Origin of the sequence: Psychromonas sp. KJ10-2 (assembly GCF_047323255.1) — a bacterium.
Taxonomy (GTDB): domain Bacteria; phylum Pseudomonadota; class Gammaproteobacteria; order Enterobacterales; family Psychromonadaceae; genus Psychromonas.
On record NZ_CP178827.1, the window covers coordinates 397,228 to 421,602 of the forward strand.

19 protein-coding genes and 2 pseudogenes are annotated in these 24,375 nt (G+C 37.2%); 13 read left to right on the forward strand and 8 right to left on the reverse strand.

Annotated features, from left to right (window positions below; translation table 11 throughout):
• Nucleotides 1-87: 87 nt before the first annotated feature.
• From ACLKL2_RS01915 to ACLKL2_RS01930, 4 genes and pseudogenes are all read right to left on the reverse strand, one after another.
• On the reverse strand, nt 88-804 hold the full coding sequence (locus ACLKL2_RS01915) for a metal-dependent hydrolase (RefSeq protein WP_413693166.1): 717 nt from the start codon (nt 802-804) through the stop codon (nt 88-90).
• Between the two features lie 335 nt (nt 805-1,139).
• Nucleotides 1,140-1,351, reverse strand: a pseudogene (gene arfA / locus ACLKL2_RS01920) (alternative ribosome rescue factor ArfA).
• A 207-nt stretch (nt 1,352-1,558) separates the two neighbouring features.
• On the reverse strand, nt 1,559-3,088 hold the full coding sequence (locus ACLKL2_RS01925; RefSeq protein WP_413693167.1) for a BCCT family transporter: 1,530 nt from the start codon (nt 3,086-3,088) through the stop codon (nt 1,559-1,561).
• Between the two features lie 18 nt (nt 3,089-3,106).
• Nucleotides 3,107-5,101, reverse strand: a complete 1,995-nt coding sequence (locus ACLKL2_RS01930; protein WP_413693168.1) for a CocE/NonD family hydrolase — start codon at nt 5,099-5,101, stop codon at nt 3,107-3,109.
• Nucleotides 5,102-5,213: 112 nt separating this feature from the next.
• On the opposite strand from ACLKL2_RS01930, the gene ACLKL2_RS01935 reads away from it, so the two are divergent.
• The 3 genes from ACLKL2_RS01935 to ACLKL2_RS01945 all read left to right on the forward strand — a co-directional run bounded on the left by ACLKL2_RS01935 (nt 5,214) and on the right by ACLKL2_RS01945 (nt 7,265).
• Nucleotides 5,214-6,122 carry a LysR substrate-binding domain-containing protein gene (locus ACLKL2_RS01935; protein WP_413693169.1) on the forward strand — a complete coding sequence of 303 codons (909 nt, stop codon included), beginning with the start codon at nt 5,214-5,216 and terminating at the stop codon, nt 6,120-6,122.
• Between the two features lie 412 nt (nt 6,123-6,534).
• Nucleotides 6,535-6,759, forward strand: a complete 225-nt coding sequence (locus tag ACLKL2_RS01940) for a hypothetical protein (protein WP_413693170.1) — start codon at nt 6,535-6,537, stop codon at nt 6,757-6,759.
• Nucleotides 6,741-7,265 carry a DUF5020 domain-containing protein gene (locus ACLKL2_RS01945; protein ID WP_413693171.1) on the forward strand — a complete coding sequence of 175 codons (525 nt, stop codon included), beginning with the start codon at nt 6,741-6,743 and terminating at the stop codon, nt 7,263-7,265. The genes ACLKL2_RS01940 and ACLKL2_RS01945 overlap by 19 nt, the downstream gene beginning before the upstream one ends.
• Before the next feature lie 83 nt (nt 7,266-7,348).
• Here the strand turns inward: ACLKL2_RS01945 and ACLKL2_RS01950 are convergent, their stop codons facing one another.
• Entirely contained in the window at nt 7,349-7,762 is a 414-nt protein-coding gene (locus tag ACLKL2_RS01950; RefSeq protein ID WP_413693172.1) for a hypothetical protein, read from the reverse strand.
• Nucleotides 7,763-8,340: 578 nt separating this feature from the next.
• On the opposite strand from ACLKL2_RS01950, the gene ACLKL2_RS01955 reads away from it, so the two are divergent.
• The 4 genes from ACLKL2_RS01955 (at nt 8,341) to ACLKL2_RS01970 (ending at nt 13,165) form a co-directional block, all read left to right on the forward strand.
• Nucleotides 8,341-9,822, forward strand: coding sequence for a carboxypeptidase M32 (locus ACLKL2_RS01955; protein ID WP_413693173.1), 1,482 nt, complete (start codon nt 8,341-8,343; stop codon nt 9,820-9,822).
• A gap of 292 nt (nt 9,823-10,114) precedes the next feature.
• Entirely contained in the window at nt 10,115-10,558 is a 444-nt protein-coding gene (locus ACLKL2_RS01960; protein ID WP_413693174.1) for a FecR family protein, read from the forward strand.
• Nucleotides 10,559-10,561: 3 nt separating this feature from the next.
• On the forward strand, nt 10,562-11,155 hold the full coding sequence (locus tag ACLKL2_RS01965; protein ID WP_413693175.1) for an OmpA family protein: 594 nt from the start codon (nt 10,562-10,564) through the stop codon (nt 11,153-11,155).
• A gap of 9 nt (nt 11,156-11,164) precedes the next feature.
• Nucleotides 11,165-13,165, forward strand: a complete 2,001-nt coding sequence (locus ACLKL2_RS01970) for a CHASE2 domain-containing protein (protein WP_413693176.1) — start codon at nt 11,165-11,167, stop codon at nt 13,163-13,165.
• 92 nt (nt 13,166-13,257) lie between these two features.
• Here ACLKL2_RS01970 and ACLKL2_RS01975 read toward each other — a convergent pair whose 3' ends face one another.
• Nucleotides 13,258-15,183, reverse strand: coding sequence for a tetratricopeptide repeat-containing diguanylate cyclase (locus ACLKL2_RS01975; protein ID WP_413693177.1), 1,926 nt, complete (start codon nt 15,181-15,183; stop codon nt 13,258-13,260).
• Nucleotides 15,184-16,220: 1,037 nt separating this feature from the next.
• Between ACLKL2_RS01975 and ACLKL2_RS01980 the strand changes: the two genes are divergently transcribed.
• From ACLKL2_RS01980 to ACLKL2_RS01990, 3 genes are read left to right on the forward strand one after another with little or no spacing between them, the layout of a single operon-like run.
• A complete protein-coding gene (locus tag ACLKL2_RS01980) occupies nt 16,221-16,871 on the forward strand; it encodes a hypothetical protein (protein WP_413693178.1) in 651 nt (216 codons plus the stop codon).
• Entirely contained in the window at nt 16,864-17,304 is a 441-nt protein-coding gene (locus ACLKL2_RS01985) for a DUF3307 domain-containing protein (protein ID WP_413693179.1), read from the forward strand. The genes ACLKL2_RS01980 and ACLKL2_RS01985 overlap by 8 nt, the downstream gene beginning before the upstream one ends.
• A gap of 15 nt (nt 17,305-17,319) precedes the next feature.
• Complete coding sequence (locus ACLKL2_RS01990) at nt 17,320-17,622, forward strand: hypothetical protein (RefSeq protein WP_413693180.1); 303 nt, start codon at nt 17,320-17,322, stop codon at nt 17,620-17,622.
• 305 nt (nt 17,623-17,927) lie between these two features.
• Here the strand turns inward: ACLKL2_RS01990 and ACLKL2_RS01995 are convergent, their stop codons facing one another.
• Entirely contained in the window at nt 17,928-18,134 is a 207-nt protein-coding gene (locus ACLKL2_RS01995; protein WP_413693181.1) for a hypothetical protein, read from the reverse strand.
• Between the two features lie 235 nt (nt 18,135-18,369).
• On the opposite strand from ACLKL2_RS01995, the gene ACLKL2_RS02000 reads away from it, so the two are divergent.
• Nucleotides 18,370-18,609, forward strand: a complete 240-nt coding sequence (locus ACLKL2_RS02000) for a YdcH family protein (RefSeq protein WP_113820256.1) — start codon at nt 18,370-18,372, stop codon at nt 18,607-18,609.
• Between the two features lie 513 nt (nt 18,610-19,122).
• A complete protein-coding gene (locus tag ACLKL2_RS02005) occupies nt 19,123-20,487 on the forward strand; it encodes an MATE family efflux transporter (protein WP_413693182.1) in 1,365 nt (454 codons plus the stop codon).
• Between the two features lie 124 nt (nt 20,488-20,611).
• Here the strand turns inward: ACLKL2_RS02005 and ACLKL2_RS02010 are convergent, their stop codons facing one another.
• Nucleotides 20,612-21,994, reverse strand: a complete 1,383-nt coding sequence (locus tag ACLKL2_RS02010; protein ID WP_413693183.1) for an NAD-dependent succinate-semialdehyde dehydrogenase — start codon at nt 21,992-21,994, stop codon at nt 20,612-20,614.
• Nucleotides 21,995-22,611: 617 nt separating this feature from the next.
• On the opposite strand from ACLKL2_RS02010, the pseudogene dld reads away from it, so the two are divergent.
• A pseudogene (dld, locus tag ACLKL2_RS02015) lies at nt 22,612-24,323 on the forward strand (D-lactate dehydrogenase).
• Nucleotides 24,324-24,375 lie beyond the last annotated feature (52 nt).

Sequence of the window (24,375 nt, forward strand, 5' to 3'; positions counted from 1 at the left end):
GTATAAGCCTATGGTGAGCAATGCCCATAAAAAAGTCATGGGCATGTTTAACCGTCATGATATGACGCAGTGGCATTTATAAACCGCTTAGAATGTAAAGTGTAAAGATTGTAATCTAAAATGAGACCAATCACTTAATGAGATAATAGCTTGCTCGGTAGGTGGTGCGATATAAACTAAACCAGCTATTGCTAAAATAGACGCAAGGGTGATTATTTTATTATCAAAATCAGCTAGCTTTAAAGCGGTTCCAAAAGATCGTTTTATTCTTACGTTACTTAAATCCACACTGTATATTTCGTCCAACATTAAATGAATCAACCCGCCCAATAAAACAAATCCGCCCGCTAACCAAGCAAAAGTTGCTGCTTGTACAGTGGCTTGACCGTTCAATTGCCAAGTGACTTGTGTGGTTAACAATCCACAGAAAGCTAAAAATAGTACAGAGTGACAACTGCCTCTGTGTACTGTGAACCATTCAAAAATAGGTCTAAGGATATATTTCATAAATCCGTAGACCAGTAAAGGCACAATGATTAACTCAATAAAGCTAATTTCAATAATTAACTCTGTCGTTATGTAATGGAGGACTAGCAAGACGGCGCTAAATGCAAATAAATTAAAAATAGTATCGAGGGAAGTAGAGTTATCTGAATCTATATCTGGCAATAAGCCGCCAATTGAACCTAAAAACCATAACCAAAGTGCACCGTTTAAATCAGTATGTCCTGCAGATAATAAAGTAGCGGAGCCTAAACCAGTGACGATCACTGCAGTATTAAGATGAGTATTGAAGTTAGCCATTGTATCTCTTGATGGGAAAATAATAAGGCATTTTAGCAACTGAAAAGTTCATTGTTCAATGAACTTTAAACAAAGTGTGAATATCAAAGCTGATTCAATAATTCGAAAGTGACTCGAATAAGATTTGTGTAGATAATGAAATGCAGGGTTAATTTAAGTTATTAATAATTAACTTGTTATTAAACTTGCATTAGTGGTAGCACTTAGTGGTAAATACGCGGAAGAGATTAAACAAGTCGCTACCATATTAAGTTAACGACTTGGTTGTTTATCTATATAAATGTGTTGATTTTGGTAAAGAGGGTTATCAAATATAGCTTAGTCAGTACTAAGTACTAAGCCGCTATTTGATAACTCTCTTTTCCCATATGCTTTGTTTTCGACTGAATGAACCTTTACCTTTTTTAGCTTTTTCAACTCGCATAGTAAATACTTTACTGGTGACTAAAGCCGCCATTGCTGAATGGTTAATCGTACCACGACCTATCTCTGTGGCTTTTTGTGTTTTAAGGTTTTCACCTGGCGATGATTTCATCATTTTGTTCATTTTTTGTTTTTTACCCATCTGTTTATCTCCTATTTAGGTGTGCGCAGTCTAGCAGTAAATTTTCAAATTCATAATATTATTTGACTGTTTTAATCACTATTTTCACAAAGAAATCAGTAATAAAAAAGGCTAACAGAAAGTAACTTCTGTTAGCCTAAATAAAATATTGACTATGTTAGCTTTTAGCTAATCTATTATTTATTGTTATTATTTTTTACTTTTCACGGCAATTAACTCTGGTTTCTTAATCCACAAAATTAACGTCGCGCTACAAGCTAAGATAATTAAAGTGGCTGGTAATCCACCTAAGTATGATAGTTTTTTAACACCATCAATCCCTACTGTGCTGATCATGATCCAAGAGACTAACCCTATTAACGTACCCCAAAGTATTTTAATGGGTAATGACGTCTTAGCATCAGATTCTGAAGTAAAGTCTTTAGTACATAAATCACCAATGGCATCAGTACTTGAATCTGCTGCCGTCACATAAGAGATAAAAGCAATCAGTACTAAGAAGAACGAGGTAATCGCACTAAATGGCAAATCATTCATAATGTAATAAAGCAGTTGTTCAATGCCTTCATTATTTAATACATTATAAAGTTCACCGGCACTTTGTGTATCCATGAAAATAGCGGTACCTGAGAATACTGATATCCATAGGAATACAAATAAACTTGGATAAATAACATTGACTTGAATGAATTCTTTAACCGTATAACCACGCGATATTTTACCTAAGAACATCGCTGTAATTGGTGCCCAAGCAAACCAAACTGCCCAATAGAATACACTCCACCATTGTGGCCAAGGGTCATTCGCAGCTTGTCCTGTAAACAAACTTAAACGGAAGAAGCTTTGTAAAAAGGCACCTAAGCCTTCAACGCCAATTGATAAAATATACAGAGTTGGCCCACAGAAAAAGATAAACACAAAGAGGGCAATCAGCATCCAAAAGTTAATTTTAGATAAACGTGCAATACCTTTAATTAATCCACTAATAGCAGACAAAATAAAAGTACCAACAATAATTGCTGTAATGATCCCTAAGGTTAGTGCATTACGTTCAATATCAATGTACTGACTGATGCCGCCTAATAGCGTTAACACACCCGTACCCAATGAAGAAGCCATACCAACCACTAGAGAGTATAAAGCTAATGAGTCGATAATATCGGCCACAACAGGGGTAATTAAACGACCAAAAGCAGGGCGTAATGAACTTGAAATTGAAAAAGGCATTTTCAAGTTATGGAAAGCCAAAGCAAAAATTAACCCTGGTACACAATAAATTGCGTAAGGTGTTGGTCCCCAATGTAAAAACATCGCAGAGAAAGCAAATAAAGTAGCGTTAGGGCTTGCTGCTTCTATACCAAAGCTAGCTGGTGGAGCATGCAAATGATAAATAGGCTCTGCGGTTGTCCAGAATAGTACACCCACGGCAAAGGTAGTACAAAGTACGATCATAAACCATTGTGGTTTTTTGATCATTGGTTGACTGCCTTCACCACCGATTCGTACATTACCTAGTTTAGAAAAGTAGGTCACTACAACTAAACCTAGTAAGTAGAAACTGCCTAAGCTAAATAACCATGAAAAGTTCTTTAAAATGCTACTGTTAAGGTAGCCCGTTACCTTAATGAAGGTGTCTAAATCTACCAAGCTTAATATTAATGCGGCGGCTAATATCAAAAAGGTAGGTAAAAACACCAAGGGTCTTATTGTTTTAATCATATTTCATCCTTGAGTTAGTTATATAAAGTTTCGTTTTATTGTGTCGTTAAAATATTTACTGAAGATCAGTGTTTGATCTTGATAAGCTTGCCATTGCACTTGCAGGTAAAAGTTTTCTTTATCGCAGGTCATTACATAGTGACCTTTGATAGTGGTTCTCCAACCCTCTCTGCCCATATCAACTTGCACCTTGATTTCATTTTTTGCGCTTAATGGGTCACTGTGATGGACGGATTGCTGCTGATCCATAATGAACTGAATATCACTTTGTGCAGATTCATAAAATTGACAGCCAAAGTCTTCACGCGTTTCCAGTGTAGTAATGCCGGTTTTGTAATCTTTATGAACAACGCGCTTACTCTCTGAAGCCGCTAGTTCTTTGCCATCAAAAGTAACCGGTTTGTCATAAGCAGGTATGTTTTCACTGATAGTAGGGTGCTGATTAAGTGGCACAGTGATTGAACATTTTTGAGTATTAAAACTTAATGTTGCTTGTTCTGGGTTTGGCCAGATGAGTGGCCAGTAAGCAGTAGATACAGCTACGCGTAACTTATGACCTTTAGGGATCACATAAGCCATTGCATTAAGTGTCATGCTCACATCATATTCATGACCAGGAATTAGCGCTTCCGGTGTTTCATGACTATCTCGATGTGTTAAATTCAATACACCATAAGTAATTCGCGTCACTTCGCCATTTGGATGCACATCAGAAACACGTACCACCAAATTAGCCTGGGGTTTATCACTGCTCAATGCAAATTGCGCCGCTATTTGACCTGCAATTGGCATCTCTTCGCTGAGCGTCTCGGAGTCGAAAACTAAAGAGCCTGCATCATCAGCACGCTGATCACCGGGTTGTTCCATATCAATTCGAATACCCACACAGAAACTGCCGCCGTCTAAACCAGTGGTTTGAGGAGAATAGATTGAGACTGAATGGTCAGTGAGTTGTTGTTCTGTGCTTAACCCTTGTGGAGATAAATGCCATGTTTGTAAATGAGTATTAGGTGATGGCCAGTTTGGCTCACTGACCCAAGTACCAGCACGGAAGTCATAATCTGTTTGTGGAGCGACACTGTCTTGTAAGTAATATTGTAATGCGGCTTCTTGATCAATTTTGTTATCGATCTGTTTTAACCAACGATCCCACCAACGTACAGATTCTTTAACATAATCAATTTTCGGGTTAGGAAAAGCAATATTAGGGTACTTATGCGCCCATGGTCCAATGAGACCTTTTTTAGGGCCGCTTAAATGAGTTAACAGATTAAATACAGTGTCGCGGTAACCATCTGACCAGCCTCCTATAGCATACACAGGGATTTCAATGGCAGAGTAATCTTCACAAACTGAGCCATGTTGCCAGTACTCATCACGCGTTTGATGCGATAACCAAGGCGTTGCCAATTGTGGCATATTGTCTAATCTATCCAACCATACGGCTTTCCAATCTTGATCTATCAATAATGGGTCGGGAGAGCGTGCTTGTGCGTAAGCCCAGAAAAAAGCAGCCCAGCCCATGTTGTCATTTAATAAACAACCACCTTCAAAGTGAATATCTCGATTGTAACGATCATCGGTAGAGCATTGCGTGATAATGGCCTTTAAAGCAGGTGGTTTAAGCGCTGCAATTTGCAAAGAGTTGAATCCACCCCAGGAAATACCAACCATACCTAAGTTACCATCACACCAATCCTGAGCTGCTATCCAAGCAATAACATCACAACCATCTTGTAACTCTTGTGCTGAGTATTCATCGTCAAAGAAACCTTCAGACTCACCACAGCCACGTAAATCAACTCGAATACAGGCATAACCTTGTGCAGCAGTTTGCGCCATAGTTAATTCATCACGGACGACAGTGCCATCACTCTTACGGTAGGGCAAAAATTCTAAAATGGCTGGAACAGGCTGTAATACGGCATTGTCTGGAAGCCAAGCACGAAAAGCTAAACGGGTACCATCGGGTAACGTTATCCAATCGTGACGGATTTCTTTCACTTTAATCATTGATTTCAATCTTCTTTCTGTAAGGTTGAGAAGATACTAGACAGATAGATTTGTTAGTAAATCGTTATTTAGTTAATATATCTTTAACTTAAAGTTAAGGAAGGTTATTAAAGTGTCTATAAAGTCTAGGTTAATTCCACCAACAGGATACCTATTAGTGTTTGAGTCAGCAGCGCGTTTGGGAAGCTTAACTAAAGCTGCTGATGAACTCTGTGTAACCACTACAGCGGTAAGTAAACAGGTAAAAAATCTTGAAAATTTTTTAAATATCCAGTTATTTACACGTTCTAAACAAGGTGTGCAATTAACCGCTCAGGGTTACCAATATTTGCAAAGAGTAAAAGAAGCGTTAGACATACTTTCTGAAGAGACCAAAATATTAGATAACTCCAGTACTGCGGTGACACTTAACTTAGAAGTGGGTCCATGTTTTATGCACTTTTGGTTATTGCCAAAAATAGAACAATTTAGGCAAGCTCATCCTGAAATTATGTTGAATATCACTATCAGTAATGAACGTCATATCGATGCTAGCGAACATTATGATGTGACTTTCTATTACGCTACGATTGCAACAGCTAATGAAAATTGTCAGCAAATATTTGCTGAGCGGATTCAATTAGTATGCAGTCCGAAGTTTTTAGAAAGCCATGGCGGATATATCGACTTGCAAAGCATCTTCGATCAACCTCTGATCATGCTTAAAAAAGAGATGTCATTCTGGGAGGGGTGGCAGTCCTGGGCAAATAAAGCTGGGCTAACTTATCGTATACCTAACAATGCGTTAATGGTTGACGATCAAGTTGCCGTTATCCAAGCCGCGATTAATGATACTGGCATTGCTTTAGTGTGGGACTGGCATGTGTCAGAGTTAATTGCTAAGGGGGAATTAGTGAGTGTTACTGATTATATGGAGTTCGAAGAAAAGGCCTATTTTTTACACATTGCAGACCAAGAGAATAACCTAGCCGCTAAAACCTTTGTTGGATGGGTACAGCAGCAAGAGAGTGGATATCGATAATGCTGCCCTATGCTTAGAAAACGAATGATTAGATAAATTAAAATAACGCGTTTTACTTTTTAACATGCTCTCTGATATTGCGGACTAATAACAAATTAGTCATTCGTCTTGATACTTTTTATGCACCTATATACCTTTAATGTTGTACACAATCTGCACTGAAATAGGGCTTGTGCACCATGCTTGTAAACCACTCTGTCCTCTTAAACTTTAGCTTCAAGTCCATTTTCTGAATTTAATTATTGTATATTCAAATGCTTAAATTAATTTTATTAATGAGAGAAAAATTGGATCAAAACTTGCGATATCTAGTTAACTTGACCTGTTGTTCAATACTTTGAAGTCTAAAAGTAAGTTAACCCAATTGCGGGTAGAACAACCTATGATATTTTAACTATTAATAAGGGAATATATGAAACTTACAACAATCGGAAAATTAGCCATTCTACCGGTGTTAGCATGTCATGTTACAAATGCCTCAGCGGAACAACTATGGTCAGATTTTAGTTTAAGTGGTTTGGTAGGAAGCGAATATGTCGATCCATTTTCCAGTACTGAAGATACACGTAAGGTGTTTACCTTTGAACATGCCTCTGGGCACAATTGGGGGGAACCTTCTTGTTTGTCGATAGGCTAAGCAATCCGGATGACACCTACGGTGAATTCAGCATTAATCCTACTTTATATAAAGATGATAGCTTGCTAAAGAGTGTATTTTTAGCTACACAAGTAGAGTTTAGTTCTGGGGATTCTAATTTTAATAACTATTTAATGGGTTTAGGGGTTAGTCTTGCTGTACCTGGTGCTAACTATTTTAATATCATTTATTATCGTCGCTTTCAGGAGGATCTAGGTATTGATAGAGGGGATAACAATCAATTAACTGTGACTTGGCAGTTTGATAAAGGTAATTTCCGTTTTGATGGTTTCCTGGATATTGTTGATTCTGCTGATACTGCATTTGGTGATACTGAAGCTGGCTTTAATTTCACTCCACAAATCAAATACAATATTGCTCCTATGTTAGATTTAAAAACAGGGCGTTTAGATGTTGGTATTGAATATGTTTATTGGAAAAATAAATTTGGTGTCGATGGGGAAACAGAGAATAACCCTAACTTATTAGTCAAATGGCATTTCTAATAAACTAGTAAATAAAAAAACGAAGCGGCATGCTTCGTTTTTTATTGCTCAAATGTTTGCAGATTGCTGGGAAATACTGATGACTAGACGTTACAACTCACTTTTTTCAATATTAATGAAGAGTATGTAAAGTTTAATGGTTTTAAATCTGCGTTGATCTTATCAAGAATCTGATTGTCATGACTTCCAGTGAAGGTCATTAAAATAGCGAGCTCTGATTTATCGGTAATCTCATCATCTGTAGCGTGTTCAGGGTTTACTGGTATTATACTTAATGTATGTAACCCTTCTTTTTCTGCAATATTATTTAACGTTGTAATCTGTTTACCATATAATTGTGAAGTCGTTTGCGGATCTTTCGATTGATCATGCTGATATATTTGGTTTATTTCAAGACGGCTACATTGCTCCATTTTCATTGTGTCAGAGTGCGCGCTATCAATAATAATTAATGGCGCTACGCATAACGCAAATAATAGTGTTTTCATCTTTTTCATGTGGGCCCCTCAACAAACAAATTTTCATAATCTTAATAACACTGATGATATTTTATGTTTATTTGATTATCAATATACAATAATGGTTGTTTTGCACTCAAGTTGTTGGGGAGGGAGTAGTTTTCGTTATATATGTAAAACGTTTTTCTATATTACCAGGGGTGCTGAAGGTAAATGTATTATTTCCTAATAATAAGTGGTCTTCCAATTTTGCACCTTCGGTGGTTATTATTGAGATTGAATCTCCGATTATTTTTATTCAATATGAGTCACTTGATGCTCTCCTTTCTCAAATAGCTTAATTTTTTCCTTATTGGCATTGAAGGCACTTTTCATTGCTTTAACACCTTTCATGTTATTTATAGTACTACATGAAGTTGAAGCTATTGAAACACTGATTGTTTTAAAGACTATTGTAAATAGTCTGATAAATTTATTTTTGAAGCTTGGTAGCTACGGTATTTTTTCGAATCAAACCTGCTCAATTATTCGCAAACGCATTCACCACTGTTCCAATGTTCAATACTGTAATAATATGTTGTCGATAAAGCCGAAATAAAATAGGAAGCGAATAGATTATGTCAAACTACGACCAACTTACTGCGCATTACCAAACCATTGACCATTTTAATCATGCTCAATCCATGTTGGGCTGGGATGCAGCTGCGAATATGCCTGCTGGTGGTAATGATGCTCGTTCACAAGCAATGGCTGAATTATCGGTACATGTACACCGTCTATCAACACAACCACAACTTGGTGAGTGGTTTGATAAAGCTCAACAGGAATCTTTAAGCAGCGAACAGCAATCTAGCTTACGTGAAATGAAACGACAATGGCAACAGGCAACCATAGTACCTGAAGACCTAGTACAAGCTCAGTCTATTGCCGGATCTAAATGTGAACATGCATGGCGCTCACAACGTCCAGCGAATGACTGGGTAGGTTTTGAAAAGAACTGGAAAGAGGTAGTTAAACTCTCCCGTGAAGAAGCCAAAATTCGTAGTAAAGCACTGGGTTTAACGCCTTATGATGCGATGCTTGACAAATATGAACCAGGCACAACAACGGCTTCATTAGACACTTTATTTTCAGATGTCAAAATCTGGTTACCAGAATTAATCGAAAAAGCCTTAGATAAACAACAGTCACAATCGGTCATTATGCCTTCAGGTTCTTTTTCGACAGCAAGTCAAAAAGCCTTAGGTGTTGAAACCATGAAACTACTGAAGTTTGATTTTGACCATGGTCGACTGGACCAAAGTGTTCACCCATTTTGTGGTGGTGTACCATCGGATGTGCGAATTACCACTCGTTATGATGAGAAAGATTTTGTACAAGCACTAATGGGGATTGTTCACGAAACAGGGCATGCACGCTACGAACAAGGTTTACCGAAAGCCTTTGCTGGTTTGCCAGTTGGTGAAGCGCGCTCAATGGGTGTGCATGAGTCCCAATCGCTGTTTTTTGAGATGCAAATTGGTCGCAGTAAACCGTTTATTTCTCATTTGTCGCAACTCTCTGCTGATGCTTTTAATGCTCATCAAGATCCAGTATTTGCAGAGGACAATCTTTATAAAATTTACACTCAAGTTGAAAAAGGATTCATTCGTGTTGATGCTGATGAATTGACTTATCCTGCACATGTTATCATGCGTTATGAAATAGAGCGTGATCTGATTAATGGTGTAATAGAACATAGCGATGTACCTGCGTTATGGGATGAGAAAATGAAAGCGTCATTAGGGCTTACTACTGAAGGTAATTATCAAAATGGCTGTATGCAAGATATTCACTGGACCGATGGGGCCTTTGGTTACTTCCCATCTTATACATTAGGTGCGATGTATGCCGCACAATATAAAGCGACAATGCAGCAAACTGTTGATATTAATGGTGCCATTAAAAGCGGTGACCTAAGCCCAATTTTTACTTGGTTAAGTGATAATATTTGGTCACAAGCTTCATTGCACAATACTGACGACTTGATCAAACGCGCTACAGGTGAAACTTTAAATGCAGCTCATTTTAAAAAGCATTTAGAAACACGTTATTTGTAAAAATAGAAGTAATGTAAACGATAAGGCTATTCAAGAGCTTGTTTAGCCTTCTTTATTAACTAATAAAACAACTTGTTTTGTTGCTATTTTGAGGAAATAACCTGTTAAATTCTAAAGGAAAGTTGCTGATTAATAATTCATACCCTTAATTTAAACTCCATCATTTAGTAAAACAGATCACTTTCTACATACTTATATTTAAATGCTATTGTATTATTATTTTGTGTGTCTATTATAGATTTATGCTTTCATAACTGAAATGTATTCAATTCATCATGCTAAAGGGATTTGTATGGGAACCAGAGTATTTTCTTACGTCATATTGGCGCTTTTTCTATCTTGCTTTTCTGCGCATGCAGATCCAGCGTTCATTGGTACTATAAAAACGCTGCAAGGCAAGGTATCAATCCAAGTTGGCTCAAGCACATTTGACGCACAAGTAAATGATAAACTTTACGAGGGTTATCTGATCGCAACACAGGACCATAGTAATATTGGTCTCGTGTTTATCGATGGTACGCAATTATCTATTGGCCCAAGCTCCCAAGTTATTATTAATCGTTACTTATTCTCTCCTAAACAAAAACAGTATTCCTTTGATGTGATGATTGAGAAAGGCAGCGCTATCTATTCATCGGGCAAACTTGGTGAACTATCTCCAGAATCAATTAAAGTACAAACACCAGAAGCCACGATTGGTGTGCGTGGTACAAAATTCCTAGTGGAGGTGGAGTAATATATGGAAATCTTCATTTTAATTACCTTTACTGTGGTAGCGATATTAAGCGCAACTCAGTCAACAATCACGACGGTGACGTTACTGCCTGATGACAAAGAAAATAGTAAAATAATTGTCCTAAATGAATCAGGCTCGCAACAGGTTGATCAGCAAGGTTATGCTGTGATGGTCACTTCTAATGATGATTTACCGACACAGCCAGAACAAGTCGACTTGGAAAGTATAAAGTCTGAGCACGCTGATTTGTTTGCTATTCAACCTGAAAAACCCGCTAACTTTCTACTCTATTTTGAAAGTAATGGGGCAGTATTACTTAATGAATCGCAAATTTTAATACCCAGCATTATTGAAGCCGCTAAGGCCAGAAAATCACCTATTATCAATATCATTGGTCATTCTGATGCAGCAGGAAGCAGTGAATACAACTTGAAGCTTTCTAATGAAAGAGCAAATTCTGTCGCTAAATTATTACAGTCTGAGAATATTACAGGGGCTGAATATAGAATCGATTCATATGGAGAAAATGACCCACTGATTAAGTCTGATAAAGAGGTTGAACCACAAAATAGACGGGTCGAAGTTGAAATTTGGTAACTCATTTCTATGAGAAGCATCTTAACTGCTATGCTTACTCAACCAACAAACTACTTACCGTCATTAGTCGGTTTTATTATTACTGCTTTGTTTGCTTATTACTCAATATCAACGCCGATTAATGAGAGAGTATTAGACTGGAAAGTATACGATTTTTATAATAGTCATTATCCACAATCTGAGCCTAACGATAGCATCATCATTATTGATATTGATGACCAAAGTATAGAAACCATTGGGCAGTGGCCATGGCCTCGTTTTCAAATTGCTGAAGCGTTACGTCTTATTATTGAAGGCAGACCATCCTCTATTTTGATGGATATATTATTAGCGGAGAAAGACGGTTCTTCCCTCATAAATATTCAACAACTCTTTGCTTCACGATTTGCTATCGATTTAGATTTATCATCTATCCCACCAGGTTTAAAGGATTATGATGATTACTTTTCACAGGTCATTGATGGTGCTCCTGTTATCATGCCTTCATTACTTTCTCAACATACAGTGAAACAGCAAGGACAGTGCGTTAATAGTAATATTAAACAAGTCATTAATAAACAAATCGTTACAGAGAAACAAGCGAGCCGTTTACCTAACCTTAATTCCGAGCAGTACCAAGGCATTATTTGCCCTTTACAACAGTTTTATCAACATAGTGCAGCAACCGGATTTATTAATCCAAGTATAGATAAAGATGGTCTAGTTAGGCGGATGCCTATTGTTAAACAATACCAGAAAAAGCTAATGCCAAGTCTATCTCTGGCTGGCTTAACGGTTATGTTTGGCAGTGATTTTTCTATTACTAATGACCTGTTAGGGCCAGTTGTTGATCTACATAACAATCATATTCCAGTTGATCAATCCGGTGATGCGCTTATCAATTTTAGGGGAAAAGGGCGCCATTATCAGACGATTCCAATACTAAAATTATTGAGTGGTGCTATTTCACCCGACTACTTTACCGGGAAAGTAGTGCTAGTTGGAGCTACAGCGTCAGCATTGAATGATATTTCTAATACTTACTTGGATCCTGTTTTCCCTAACATAGAGTTACATGCAACGATAATTGACAATGTAATCAGTGGCGATGTGTTAACAATACCGGTGTGGTTTGAAGCTGCTGAATCGATCATTATCCTGCTAGTTGGGGCAGTGCTGTCTTTATTAATGATATGTAAAAGCGTTAATGTCTTAAATATATCGGCCGTTTGTTTACTATTTTTATTGTCCTTTTTACCAGCTATTTTTCTTTATACTACACAAGTGTACCTTTCCCCATTTATCGCTATTATTAGTTTAATCACAGTTTTCATTGGGATCATGACATTAAAACATTATTGCGCAGAACGACAGTTAGCCTCTGTTCAAGATGCCATTGCTAACGCTAATCTATCAATTATTGATTGTATGGCGACGGTAGCGGAATTAAGAGATTCTGAAACAGGTGGGCATATAACTAGGACTCGGTTATATGTGCAAGCGCTGATTAAACAGCTACAAACAAAACCTAAATACAAACATCAAATCAATGATGATTACATTAAATTTATCTCTGCTGCTTCACCATTGCACGATATAGGTAAAGTAGGTATTCCCGACCATATCTTACTCAAACCTGGTAAATTATCTGCCGATGAACTGGTGATCATGAGAACACATGCCACATTAGGGGCGGATATCTTAAGACAAACAATTAAAAAGTTAGGGCCGAATCCTTACCTTAACATTGCTATAGAAATTGCCAATTATCATCATGAAAAGTGGGATGGAAGTGGTTATCCAATTGGCTTGAAAGGCGATACTATACCTCTGTCAGCAAGAGTGATGGCAGTGGCAGATGTATTTGATGCGTTGATAAACAAACGTATATATAAAAAGGCCGTAGGGTTTGACGATACCTTTAATTATATTAAACAAGCTTCAGGTAGCCACTTTGATCCTGATGTCGTTGACGCTTTTATCGAAATCAAAGCAGATTTACTTTATATCGCACAGACGATAGATGACTAGTTAAAAACTGCGGATTTGCAACCCGCTAGTAAAGTAGTTGAACCTAATACTAAATACCTTAATTCTTTTAACTTATAGTGATTCAAATGTGTCTATGACTCCTTTGAATCTATGTCTTGAGGCTTCCATACTGATACTTGATTTCTACCTTGGTATTTCGATTGATATAACGCCATATCCGCACGCTCAATTAAGGTTAAGTTAGATTCCACTTGATGATTCAAGGAGGCAATACCAAAACTACAGGTCACTTTAACTGACTCGTAGCGGCTATTTTCTATTTCAAGACGCATCTTTTCAGCTACTTTTTCTGCCTCCTCTTGTTTAGCATTAGGCAGTAAAATACAAAACTCTTCACCGCCAAATCTCGCTACCGTATCATGTTCACTAGTATTGTTTTGTAAAATGTTAGCTACGCCTTGTATGACTTGATCGCCAGTGGTGTGGCCGTATGTATCATTTATCGCTTTAAACGAATCTATATCAGCTAATATCACTGAGTAGTGCTGCAGTGTTTCCTGCTGTTCAAGGCTTTTGTTAAAGCGTAGGTATAATACTCGTCGATTAAAACAGTTGGTTAAGGGGTCTCTTGAGGCTAAATAATCAAGCTCTTTATTTTTTGCACGGGTATTTTTATATTGATATAGCATATACAAAGCAAGCAACGAAAATACCAGCAGTAGGGTGATCAGCAACCAATTAGCAAAACGATTTTTCTTAATTTCTAATTCAGATATTTGTTGCAACTGCTTCATGATAGCGAGTTCATTTTGTTGCTTGGTTAACTTTAAGGTATTCAACTCCGCATTCTCGCGTAACCCTTCAAGCTCCATCTCTAATTTAAAAGAGGCTAAAATAACTTGGTTTTTAGTAAAGTCTAAGTTTTTGCGCTCCTGTTGAATAGCTAATGATAATTGGTATCTTTTTTCTGAGTATTCAAGTGATTTTTCTAGGTTACCTCTTTGTTTTTCAATCTCTTTTAACCATTGATAAGTTTTCATTTTTTGATCTTTAGCATCTACTTTCTCGGAGAGGGTTAACGCTTTTTCAAATAAAGAGATAGCCTGATCAATGTCGTCCTTCATCAAAATTTCACCTAAGTAATTAAGTGATTCAATTTGTAATTCAATTTGCTCAAATTCACTGGCTAAAGCATATGACTGTTTAAAATAACCCATTGCAGTAACAGGCTTGCCTTGTTGTAGATAATTACGTCCTAATAACAATTCAATACGTGTGGTTTTTGATAGTTTAGTCATTGATTCGTAAATATCCTGAGCAGAGCGTAACATTTTTTTAGATTCTGTTAGTTTACCTTGGTGGTAACTAATGACGCCTAATTCACGAAATGCAGCTGCACGCGTTTCAGGTTTAACGCTTTCAATAGGTAAATCTAGGGTTTGTTGATAAAAAGACTTCGCATTGTTTAACTGATCTAAACTGGTGTAGATCAAACCTATTTGATTATCAACTTCGGCTAAATGTTGTATATCATCTTCTTGTTCATAAATAGCTTTCGCTTGTTGAATATAATCCAATGATTTCTCATAGTGGCCTATATTTCGGTAAATAATTCCCGTAATGAGTAGTACTTGTGCATGGCGTAAAGGCCATTTACCTGATTCTAGAATGGCTAAACTTTTTTGAGCCAATTCCAGCGCTTTCATATAGTTTTGCTGTTTGTTCTGAGCCATTGCAATGTTTTTTAAAGCCGTTGCGATAAAAAAATTATCTTTTCTTTCTTTTTGTATTTTTAAACCTTTTTTATAATTATCAATAGACTTTGGAATATTCTGTAAGTGTTTATAACTCTGTGCAATTTCATGATACAAGCCGGCTAATGTTTTCTTAGATTGATCGTCTTTTGCTGTAATGAGTGTAATCCCTTTTTCAAATTGATTAATCGCTTTGTAATATTGTTTTTGTTTATAGTAAAGCTTTCCTGAAACGGTATAGAGCTCAATCTGCTTAATTGAATTGTTCTGCTCATTAACTTCATCGAATAAGAGATTAACCATTAACTGCGCTGCCGCATAATCTTTTGTTTTATAAGTGACTTAATGCCATCCAATTGAATGTTGATGGTTTGATCGGTAGTTATCGTCTTTTCTGAAGATGATTCAGTTGTGCTGCTTAGTGCAAGTAAATGAGATGACATAACAATAAGTACAAATACCGCCAGCATCCTGCTTAAGCATATTTGAGGTGAACTTATATTTAAGTTTTTGAAATGCATATAAGATAAGCCTAAAATTAGAGTAATATAAAGTCACTTTCTGTGCCATATAGCAACTAGTTATCTAAGTGAGCTACACATCCTTATGTGAATAAATCCCACCTCTATTATTCTAGTACAAAATTACTCATTTATGAGTATCTAAATCAATGTTTTGCAAAGTAAATACAATTTTAAATGCGCAGCAGTAACAAAAACAGGGAAGTTTACTTTAATTCTCTTTTTTGACTTTATTGTGGTTATTAAACACCAAAGGAAACCCTATCTTCATTGCTGTATACGAATTTACAATTAAATCTGGTTTGTCTGAGGATTTTAGGCGTTTTTGGTTAGCACCAACCAAGGGCATTTATGAATAGTTTGGCAGTAAAGACTCAAGGTTACATGCAACATACAATGAATTAGTATTTGTTGGTTATGCACAATGGCCGAGTCGTGAAGTTTGGGCTGAGCAGCATACATTTAGCAATGAACAGTTTGTTTTAGCCAGAAAGAATATGAGGGATTGTATCGCTCCATCAAAAACAGTGTATGAGATGGAAGTGACAGATGATTATTTACAACACAGCTAATCCTCCCTTTAATAAATAAACGTCTTCATAATTTCCCTAACTATCTTCACCGAATAATGAACGCTGTAATTATGTTATTAGCTGGTCATGATGTTTACCCACAGAATGGATAGTATGAGTAATAGGTTTTGGTATTACACTTTAGCCAAAAATAGCAATCTTTCTTGTTTTAGCCGAAAATGGCTAAATTTGTGTTTTTAGATGAAAACGGCTAAATTAGAGGCTGGATGTTAAAAGGGGTATTAGTGTGGAGCCTATTTTCAAATCGATTGCGGTGATCAGCGGTGATATTGTGAGTTCAACTAAGTTGAATGCTAAACAGTATGAACAATTAATTCTGTGTATTAAAGATGTTCAAAAGTGGATAACAACAACGAATCGCGCTAATGCTCACAGCATTGAGCGTGGTGATGAATTTCAGTCTGTTATTCATGATATTGAAGAAGCACTCAGGTATACCATTATTTATCGGCTAGCGATTAAAGCACTTGGTAAAGCCTTTGATTGCCGTATTAGTTTTGCTATTGCAGCAAACGCTGATCTGAGATCTTCCATTTCTGAATCCATGGGCGAAGCCTTTGTGCTGTCTGGTAGAGGATTAAAAGGGATAAAAAACCAGCGCTTACTTTTTAATAGTGACAAACCAACACTGACTGAACAGTTTGATTTATTGTTTAAATATCTTGATAAGCAACTTACAGAGTTAACTGCGCGACAATGTGAAGTGATGTTGCCCATGTTTCAAAATCAACAAGAGTTAAGCATTAGCGAATTAGCGGAGCAACTTGATATCGCCACAGCGACGGCAAGTAAATCATTAAAAGCCTCAGGTTGGTCTCTTATTAAAGCGCTTAACTTGAAGTTTAATCAACAAGTGATGGCGCTTAACTATGATTGATTTTTTAAATATTTTGATCCCCTTGTTAATGATGCACATTATTTGTGAATTTTACCTGCAACCAAAAACGTGGCTAGAAGCTAAAAAAGAAAAGGGTATCCGTTCATCTGAATTGTATTTCAATTCTTTATTACATGGTTTGGCAATACTGTTGCCAGCTTGGTTGTTAGCCTTTGATTTAAAAACAACGGCTTACTTGCTTGCTATTGTCACGACTAGTCATTTCATTGTGGATTTATGGAAAGTAAGTACCGAGAAGCAGGGCAAGTTCTCTCACTTTGTTATGCAACAAACTGTGTATTTTTTGCTGTTGGCGATGATCGCTTTTTATATGGCAAAAGGTGTCACTATTGAAGGTGTGTTAAAACATAATAAGTTGTTTGATGGCTTAATGGTGATTTTTGCTTATTTGTTAATTCTTAAACCAACCTGAGTTGTGATTGGTACAGTGTTAAGAAAGTACCCCATTACCAATTGCAATGATAATACGAGTGCCAATGGATTAGTGGCTGGTGGTGAATTGATCGGTTATTTAGAGCGAGTATTAATACTTACCTTTACCCTAGTAGGCAGTTACGCGGCTGTGGGGTTTGTGTTAGCGGCTAAATCAATATTCAGATTTGGTGAGTTAAGTAAATCCGGTGACCGTAGCATGACTGAGTATGTCTTAATTGGTTCCTTGTTATCTATGGTGATCACCATAGTGGTTGGTACTTTAGTATCGCTAGCTTTAGGTGTGAAAATTAAGTGATATTAATCTTTAAGTCATTGGAAAAATTAGTGAAAAAGCGAATATTAATTTAACACTCGCTTTTTGAAGCTAAATTATTCTAACGTAATAACGGACAATGTCACTGGTACATTTGATGTTGTGTTGACCATATTTGGAACGCCAAAAGCGGCATCAATGCTTTATACCAATCATAGTAAGTAACTGATCTATTTTACTTGTTAAAACAACTTATTTTTTCGTTGTAAGTTTCGTATAGGGAACAACCATATACATCAACTTACGCCTCAAACTAAGCCATTTTTCCGGCACAAAATTTAGATCAGTTATTTAATACAATTGGTATTATTTCCGCGAACAATCATTTCATTTGGTGCATCAAGCTCACCATTTATCCCGTTGGTATCGCCATTTTTAGACAATAAAGTCAGCTTACCTTGTATATCTAACTTATAAACCGCGTTATAAAATACATCGGTTGTATACCGCGCATTACTTTGTCTATCCCATTGAATACCGTCAGAGGCAATCATGCCTTGTGCAAATTAATTGCGTTAGATAAAGCCTGGGCAGTTAAAAGCCCAGAATCATAGTCGATTATTAATATTTTCTATAATCTCTTTACAGAAAGCATGCCGTTATCAAAATAATTAAGGCTTGTTAGTATTAAGATAGTCAGGTAACAGGCTCAAACTGAATACAAAGGGCCTTGTTACTGAAACTTTAATCATAAACGTTAGAATAAACATTAATTGATAAGGAGTTATTATGTTAGGTGAAGATCATTCATTACTGAACGAGTTTCCAGCTCATAAAGATAAAATCATAGAGTTAAACCAAACAGACCCAGCATTTGCATCAAGTGCTAAGCGTTACCATCAACTGGACTCTGAGATTCGAAAACTAGAATTAAGAAATGCACCCATCGAAGATGAACCATTCCACCAATTAAAACATGAAAGAGCCGGATTAAAAGACTCCCTTTACCTACAAATAACCAAAGCGTAAATAGTGAATAAGAGATGTTGAAAGTACTAAGTTTACTTTCGATATCTCTTTCCTTTACCTCTTACCTTTTACCGAAAGGGTATTTATCATTCTCTCAGAAGCATTCCCAATGACTGCCTGTTAACCCATTTCAAATAGCACCGAATCAGTGATTATTAACAAAAAGTATAAATTGATTAGCTGTTTCGCTGTATTATCAAATATTGATTTTATCAATATACTGATTCTATTAGTTAGTGTTCCGCAAAACGCGATGACCTCAAAATAGAGTAAAGAAAGAGTGTACTGGTTGCACTTAATGACAAACAAGGGACAGGCATTGACTGCTTGAAAAGGACTTAATCACAGCTTATATTGACGGCTTATTTTTACATGTCATTTTTATGTTAAAACCTATGTGGCACTCAGCAGCGTGAACGGACTTCACTAGACAGCGCAAAATAACTCTATTTATTTTAGCTCTAAGTACCTTCAACGAAATATTAAAATACAAAAAGCGATGTGTAACAGGCCATGAACATATTTAAAACACAACAATTCAAATTATTATACAAACAAACCTGGCCAATGCTGTTGGGACTATTCACTATTATGGGCTCTCAACTGGTTGATAGTGCTTTTATTGGACAACTGGGTTCAGAGGCATTAGCTGTCGTTGGGTTTTCAATTCCAATTTATCAATTGGTGATTGGCGTTCAAGTGGGCTTAGGCATCGCAACGACGGCCTCGATATCCAATGCGATAGGCTGTAACAGACTGTTATATGCCAAATACCTGGCTACGCTGGTGTTATTTATTGGATTTATCGTGATCACCTTATTGTGCACGTTACTTTGGTACTATCAAGAATCCATTGCCGCTGCTTTAGGCGCTGAGGCTTCCTTATTTACCTTATTAAATAGCTATTGGTTCCCTTGGCTTTTAAGTTGTTGGCTAGGTGCAATTTTATACTTTGGCCACAGTATCTGCCGAGCGCATGGTGAGACTCTATTGCCTGGCAAAGTGATGGTGATCACCAGCATACTTAACGTAATCTTAGATCCGATCTTCATGTTCACCTTTGACATGGGGTTAGCAGGCGCTGCATGGGCAACATGCGTTGCGTTTTTAATCGGTTGTATGATCATCTTTAGAGCGATTATTAAAAAGCCCTATATCGCGATGTTGTACAGTATTGATCGCGCCAAAAAAGGCATCAGCACGATTGTTAAGTTTACGATCCCTGCCATGTCGAGTCAGTTCATACCACCTGTTTCAGCGATGTTAGTGACAGTTATTATTGCATCTTACGGTAGTTTCGCAGTAGGCGCTTGGGGTTTAGCGAATCGTATTGAATATATTTCTATTACCTTGATTTTAGCGTTAACCATGGCATTGCCCCCTATGATTGGAAAACTGAAAGGTAGAAATGAAATTAGTGAGATTTTTATTCTAGTGAAAACCGCAGCCTATACGGTTATCTGTTCTCAACTAGCAATAACACTGATTATTTTAGTGATTTCTAAACCCGTGGCGCATGTATTATCAGTAAGTTCAGATATTGAGACGTTATTATTACACTATTTATGGATAGTACCGATCAGCTATGGCGCTTTGGGTGTGTGTATGATCTGTGTCTCTGCCTGTAATGCAATGGGCTTGCCTAAGTCGGCATTAATCATTTCAATACTAAGATTATTTGCCTGTTATCTGCCATTGATATGGTTAGGCTCTGAGTTATTTGGGCTAATGGGTATTTTGGCTGGTGCGACCGTTGGTAATTTCTTATCGGGCTTAGTAGGCGGATCAATGTTTTTAAAACAATACAAAAAAATCAGTGGATCCAGTGCTGAGTTTCAATCGCTAAACCCACTTAAGGCAGCTGAGAAAGGCTGTTAAGATATCTCGCTGACTCATTGAAAAATAAGTCGGAAGACAAATAGTTAGAAGAAAAAAGGGTTATTTACCTCAGTAAATAACCCTTTAATATTGAGTGCTATAAATATTCGTTAAAAGTCAGTAATTAGCTGTTTTTAGCAACCATGACTGACTTGATATTAACAAACTCTTTTAAACCAAAACCGCCATGTTCACGACCGTAACCACTGCTTTTTACACCACCGAAGGGTAGGTTAGGTTGTGATAGGGCAAAGCCATTAATATTCACCATACCCGTATCAAAGTGTTTAATCGCAAGCTCTGTGGCTTTCTCTTCGTCGGTAGAGAAAATACCACCACCTAAACCATAGCGTGAATCATTGGCAATGCGCATTGCATCATCGTCATCTTTAGCTTTAATCAGTGCTGCTACAGGACCAAACAACTCATCATCGTAAGCCGGCATACCTGGTGAAACATTCTCTAAAATAGACGCCGGATAGAAAAAACCTTTACCCTCAGGAACTTCACAACCACAAAGTGCGGTTGCACCTGCTTCAATGGAATCAGTCACTTGTTTGTGTAGTTTCTCTTGTAAGTCTTTTCTCGCTAATGGCCCAATGTCAGTGTCATCTGCTTTTGGATCACCAGTTTTAAGCGCCGACATCGCTTGGGTGAATCCTTCTTTAAACTTGTCATAATTCTTTTCAGTAACAATAAAGCGTTTCGCTGATACACAGGTTTGACCATTATTAACGATACGACCCTTAACGCTAGTTTCAATTGCTAACTTAATATCTGCATCATCTAAAACAACATAAGCATCATTACTACCCAGCTCTAATACTGTTTTCTTACTGCGTTTTGCAGCTTCTTTTGCTACTTTTTTACCAGTTTTATCACTACCTGTAAAAGTGACACCTTTAACCGCTTTGTGGCTAATTAGTTTACTTGCGGTTTTGCCATCGATTAATAATGATTGGTAAGCATATTTTGGGAAACCTGCTTGCTCATAGAGAGACTGTATTTTTTCAGCCATACCAAACACGTTTGATGCATGCTTCATGACGGTAGTATTACCTGCAACTAGATTAACGATACTGTATCGAATTACTTGGTAAAGTGGGAAGTTCCAAGGTTGAATACCTAAAATAACACCAATAGGTTGGTAAGTAATGATGGCTTCACCACCTTCATAATCTCGTTTCTCGTTGGTTAACTCTTTCTCTGCCATTTTTGCTGTGTATTTACAAATATTCACACACAGTGTGACTTCACCTTCACCTTGTGACTGGACTTTACCCATTTCACTGACCATTAATTCAATTAATGATTCGCGATTTTCTTCAATGACGTCAGCTAATTTATTAGCTAATTTTGCACGTTCTGCAATAGGAACAAGCTTCCATTCTTCAAAGCAATCATTGGCATTAGCCACAGCATCTTTAGCTTCATCATGGCTAAGTAAGCTGTATTCATTTAATTGTTTCTCAGTAAAAGGGTTGATCGTTTGTATTGAATTACTCATTTAACAGTTACCTCTTTATTGCATAAGTAACTATAACGTAGCAAAGGCAATGCCAGCTTTGCAGGATTGTTTTAAGTTTTTGAATTTAAATGAATAATTAAGTTTTAGTGTGTTTGTAAAGGGTATTTGGAAAAGGTAAGGATGAAAAATGTTCCAAAGTAAATTGTTAAAGTTACATTGTTTTGCAGTGTAAATATTAATTCAGCTAAGTTGTGTTCTACAGGTGAAAATAGAATGTACTATTTAGATCCGAATATAACCGAGTAAGCATGTTCAGTTAAGTGAAAAACAAGATTGCTTGGCATCCCTGCAGGGATAAAAATTCTCGAAAATTAATCTCTAGCATCCTGGAAAATAGGGGGAATGTTATAGATGTATTCTTCGGTCATTCGGTGTTTTGGCTTTTTCCTAAAGTGCTAAGTCCGACGCAGTTAAGCTTGCCTATTAGTTATAGGATATAGTCATTGCACATTAAGCATTTATTAATGTGAGGCACTTTTGCTAACAACAAACATATTGATGTCCAATTTTTCAGGGGGTAAGAGAGTCACATCTCTGCTATTTCTTAACTTATTAAGTCCCCTCATAAACACAAATACTTATCTTTCGGAGAAAAAATGTCTCAACATCCTGCCGTCGAAAAATTTCAAAATGTATTATCACAAGAGCATGTTGTAACTAATCCACGCCGAACGGAGCATTATCGTTCTGGTTGGCGCTCTGGTATAGGTACTGCATTAGCGGTACTTTTCCCTCAGACCTTAGTGGAGTATTGGCGTGTTTTAGATATTTGTATTACCCATAATTGCATCGTTATCATGCAGGCTGCTAAAACCGAGCTTACTGAAGGGTCTACACCGAGTGGTGATGATTATGATCACGAGGTGGTGGTGATTAACTTATTATGCTGGGTGACGGTGAGCAAATAGTTAGCTTTCCGGTACAACGCTTCATAAGTTAGAGAAGACACTAAAGCCTTTATCTCGTTCACCACATTCTGTGATTGGCTCGTCTGGTTTGGGGGCAACTGTGGTTGGTGGTGTTGCGAATAACTCCGGCGGTGCGTTAGTTAAACGTGGTCCTGCCTATACAGAATTAGCGCTTTTTGCTCAAGTGAATGAACAAGGCGAGCTAAGTCTCATCAATCACCTTGGTATCGATTTAGGCAATAGCCCAGAAGAGATGTTACAAAATCTTGAAAATGGTCAATTTGATCATGCTTATGTTGCTCCAGAAACCAGTGACACCCCAGATACAGGTACTAGAAAACAAGCCAGTGCCAGAAACTACCAAGCATTATTGCGTGATGTCGATGCCGATACACCAAGCCGCTATAATGCAGACACCTCTCGCTTATATGAAGCAAGCGGTTGTGCTGGTAAATTGGCTGTTTTTGCTGTGAGACTTGATAGCTTTCCGGTGCCTAAAAAAGTGAAAACTTTTTATATCGGGACAAACAGCGCCACTGCATTAACCAATCTAAGACGTAAAATTTTAGGCGAATTTACAAACTTACCCGAAGTAGGTGAATACATGCATCGTGATATCTTTGATGTGTCCCAAAATTACGGTAAAGACACTTTCCTGAGCGTGAAACATTTTGGAACAGATAGAATGCCTAAATTATTTGCGTTAAAAGGTCGAATCGATTCCACTTTAAAGAATGTTAAATGGCTACCGAGTCACCTCTCCGATCGTGTCATGCAATTTGTAGCAAGTCTATTTCCGCAGCACCTTCCAAAACGTTTACTTGAATATAGAGAAAAGTACGAGCATTACCTTATTTTAAAAGTAAGTGATGGTGGGATCGCTGAAACCGAAGCTTTTTTACCTGAGTTCTTTGCGGATAAAGGCAACGGTGAATATTTTGCATGTAATGCAGAAGAAGCCACTAGTGCAGCTTTACATCGCTTTGCCGCAGCGGGCGCGGCAATACGTTACGAGTTGCTAAATCAAAAGCAAGTTGGTGAATTAATTGCGTTGGATATCGCATTACGTCGAAATGAATTTGATTGGGTCGAGCAACTGCCGGCTTCCCTGCAAGATAAAATCGATAAACCTTTATATTATGGGCATTTCTTCTGCCATGTTTTTCATCAAGACTATGTATTGAAAAAAGGTGTTAATGCCAAAGAAGTGAAAGCGGAAATGCTCAAAATATTAGATGCTCGTGGCGCAAAATACCCAGCGGAACATAATGTAGGTCACCTTTATAAAGCAGAAGATGGGTTAGTACAGTTTTACAAAAAATTAGACCCAACCAATACTTTTAACCCAGTGCATTGGGAAGATGGAAAAAACCAAACGTAATTGCGCTTGTTGTTCGTAGCTTTGTAAAACTGATAAGTACTAACTTCTTTTTTATTCTCTTGAGTGAAAAT

What these genes read in the sequence shown, in the direction of transcription:
- ACLKL2_RS01915 (WP_413693166.1), bottom strand. Translation starts at nt 804, where the DNA reads ATGGCTAACTTCAATACTCATCTTAATACTGCAGTGATCGTCACTGGT.
- ACLKL2_RS01995 (WP_413693181.1), bottom strand. Translation starts at nt 18,134, where the DNA reads ATGATTGCCTCTGACGGTATTCAATGGGATAGACAAAGTAATGCGCGG.
- ACLKL2_RS01965 (WP_413693175.1), top strand. Translation starts at nt 10,562, where the DNA reads ATGGAAATCTTCATTTTAATTACCTTTACTGTGGTAGCGATATTAAGC.
- ACLKL2_RS01985 (WP_413693179.1), top strand. Translation starts at nt 16,864, where the DNA reads ATGATTGATTTTTTAAATATTTTGATCCCCTTGTTAATGATGCACATT.
- ACLKL2_RS02000 (WP_113820256.1), top strand. Translation starts at nt 18,370, where the DNA reads ATGTTAGGTGAAGATCATTCATTACTGAACGAGTTTCCAGCTCATAAA.
- ACLKL2_RS01970 (WP_413693176.1), top strand. Translation starts at nt 11,165, where the DNA reads ATGAGAAGCATCTTAACTGCTATGCTTACTCAACCAACAAACTACTTA.
- ACLKL2_RS01925 (WP_413693167.1), bottom strand. Translation starts at nt 3,088, where the DNA reads ATGATTAAAACAATAAGACCCTTGGTGTTTTTACCTACCTTTTTGATA.
- ACLKL2_RS02005 (WP_413693182.1), top strand. Translation starts at nt 19,123, where the DNA reads ATGAACATATTTAAAACACAACAATTCAAATTATTATACAAACAAACC.
- ACLKL2_RS01960 (WP_413693174.1), top strand. Translation starts at nt 10,115, where the DNA reads ATGGGAACCAGAGTATTTTCTTACGTCATATTGGCGCTTTTTCTATCT.
- ACLKL2_RS02010 (WP_413693183.1), bottom strand. Translation starts at nt 21,994, where the DNA reads ATGAGTAATTCAATACAAACGATCAACCCTTTTACTGAGAAACAATTA.
- ACLKL2_RS01940 (WP_413693170.1), top strand. Translation starts at nt 6,535, where the DNA reads ATGAAACTTACAACAATCGGAAAATTAGCCATTCTACCGGTGTTAGCA.
- ACLKL2_RS01950 (WP_413693172.1), bottom strand. Translation starts at nt 7,762, where the DNA reads ATGAAAAAGATGAAAACACTATTATTTGCGTTATGCGTAGCGCCATTA.
- ACLKL2_RS01930 (WP_413693168.1), bottom strand. Translation starts at nt 5,101, where the DNA reads ATGATTAAAGTGAAAGAAATCCGTCACGATTGGATAACGTTACCCGAT.
- ACLKL2_RS01975 (WP_413693177.1), bottom strand. Translation starts at nt 15,183, where the DNA reads ATGGTTAATCTCTTATTCGATGAAGTTAATGAGCAGAACAATTCAATT.
- ACLKL2_RS01955 (WP_413693173.1), top strand. Translation starts at nt 8,341, where the DNA reads ATGTCAAACTACGACCAACTTACTGCGCATTACCAAACCATTGACCAT.